Annotated in this window: 3 protein-coding genes; all 3 read right to left on the reverse strand. The window is 55.5% G+C overall.

The features are described 5' to 3' along the window. Positions 1-16: 16 nt before the first annotated feature. Positions 17-223 carry a hypothetical protein gene (locus tag ABDV69_RS21215; RefSeq protein ID WP_343577784.1) on the reverse strand — a complete coding sequence of 69 codons (207 nt, stop codon included), beginning with the start codon at positions 221-223 and terminating at the stop codon, positions 17-19. Further along, the gene (locus tag ABDV69_RS21220; RefSeq protein WP_343577786.1) at positions 220-390 is read right to left on the reverse strand and encodes a hypothetical protein; all 171 of its coding nucleotides are present in this window, start codon (positions 388-390) and stop codon (positions 220-222) included. Before ABDV69_RS21220 ends, ABDV69_RS21215 begins: the two co-directional genes overlap by 4 nt. Before the next feature lie 505 nt (positions 391-895). After that, positions 896-1,420, reverse strand: a complete 525-nt coding sequence (locus ABDV69_RS21225; protein WP_343577788.1) for a hypothetical protein — start codon at positions 1,418-1,420, stop codon at positions 896-898. Positions 1,421-2,130 lie beyond the last annotated feature (710 nt).

Consider the following 2,130-nt stretch of genomic DNA (forward strand, 5'->3'; position numbering starts at 1 on the left):
ACATACGCCACGCCGGTCACACGACGATAACGGCCAAGGTCACAGCACTACGCATCAACTTTTCCGGCACCCTGGGCCAGTACGGATCTTCGTAATAGCTGCCCTCGGATACCTTGTGGCATATGCCGTGAAACCCTTCAGGCACCAGCTTTTCCAGAAAATTGATGGCGTCTTGGGTCGATGACCAGTTGTTGTTGCTGCAATCGGGGTAGAACAGCGTCATCTGTGCCAATGGCCCTTGTCGGCGAGGCATTTGGTGACTCGCACCATCCCGTCACTGTCGCGGCGCACCTGCCAGCACAATCCGTCCACGGCCTTGATCGCGGTGGCCACCGCCCCGGCTTGACGGCGAACCTCCCCGACCCGGGTCGGGCGGCCGTGCTTATTCATCGAGGATTCCTTTCATGGTGGCGGCCTGGGCGAGAGGTTTCGTTGGTGTTCGGGTGTTCGGGTGTTCGGGTGTCGGTCGGCGGTGGCGACCTGGCCCGTGCTTAAGGAATCCTGTGACGCGAATCAATCCATCGCGCTCACGACGGACCTCCCAACGCAGCGCGTGATCGGGTCTCAGCTTAGTTAGTTGCAGAGGCAAGGCAACTGCTTTCGGCTTGATGTAGGTCGATTGTCCAGCGCGGGTCGGCTTCCACTCCTATTCATACACATTGAAAGTAATTAATAGACATTGAAAGATTCAGCCCTGATGTCGGTTGAGCGGACATGGATTGGCGAGGCCACGTGGTGCGACGCGAACGCAGTATCAACGATGAAAGTCGCCTATCTCAGGATTTGGTCACTCCCCAAGTGGCTGGCACCGCGGCGCGGGACGTGACTATTGCGGACAAAGGTCCGTCCCGCGCCCGGCGTTATGGCACGTGATGCCGCGACTGTCACATAAACACTAGAATTGTTTGTGGCTAGTTAACGGGTGATCAGGAGCGGGGTTCACCGAGTCAGCATCCCAGGTTATCCGCTGATCGCTTTTGACCGGCATCGCTTCAAGGTCTTTGCTATCTAGGATCGCTTGAATGCAGTCAGTGCTGCCGCCAACATATGTGGTGAGAAGGTCGACTTCGGATGCGACACACCACTTCTGATCGCTTGGCCACCAGAGATTTGCGGACTGCGGCCTCTTTAGACCGAACGGGTTGGTCGCATCGTCAATCGAGCCTTCGATGACATACATCGGGCGCTCTGGCAGCTCCATAATTTCGGCATTCTTGACTTCAACGCCGCCGTAGCCAGTCCAGAGAGCGTACAAGACACTAGTCGTGCTGGTGAATTGCTTTAAGATCGCGCTGAGCTCTGTGACGGTCGCTGCTGGTAGCTCGCCTTGGCTTGGGTCTTGGTCATGTAATTTGCCGTGGTAGCTAGCTGCGTTCCACGTTCCAAGAAGCGATCCCCACTCCATGGCCGGATGCGCCACGCGGCCATTGGCTTTCGCAACGTCACGCCATGTGACAGCAACCCCTTCTGGCGATGAGTCCGAAAAGGTGTACGCAGGATGGAAAACTCGAGCATATGCATCGAATACTGGCGGGACTAGCGACGCTACATCGTACTCGAACGGGTGCAGGCTATCGAGAATCCACTGATATGAGGAAGATGGCATTTTGATAAAAGTCCTTATGTGGAAGGGAAGGTTATTAGGCGGGAGGTAGGGCGCAATTAATGTTAGAAACAGGTCCGTTATTTCCTATCAATCCGACGGGCGTGACATATCCGGGCGGAAAGACGACTAAAGCGCCGGCTGAGCCGTAGTAGTCTGCGGCAGGACCAAATATACATAGCGTAGCGGCATTTCCGCTGAGCCCGGTCCCTGAGCCTATGAATGGCGCCGCGATAGCAGCGATATTCCCGTCTTTATAAAGAATAACCGCCATCGATATGAATGGTACAACACCACCCGTGATTGTAACTTTTGCCACGACATTCAAGGTGCCGGGGACATGTGTTGATTTGTGGGCGTTAGCCACGGTAATCGCGGCGTTAATAATACTGGCTGCTGCTGCGGCAGACGCCCCGGGCTTTGCTGAAATCTGCGATGTAGCTCCGCCTTTAGCGGCTCTTCAATTTTAAACGGGCAGTTGTGATTTCGCTCTCATAGCGCGTGTCGTTGTATGAGGAGGCCCTTGG

The sequence above is a fragment of the Mycobacterium sp. genome, from assembly GCF_039583785.1.
GTDB lineage: Bacteria > Actinomycetota > Actinomycetes > Mycobacteriales > Mycobacteriaceae > Mycobacterium.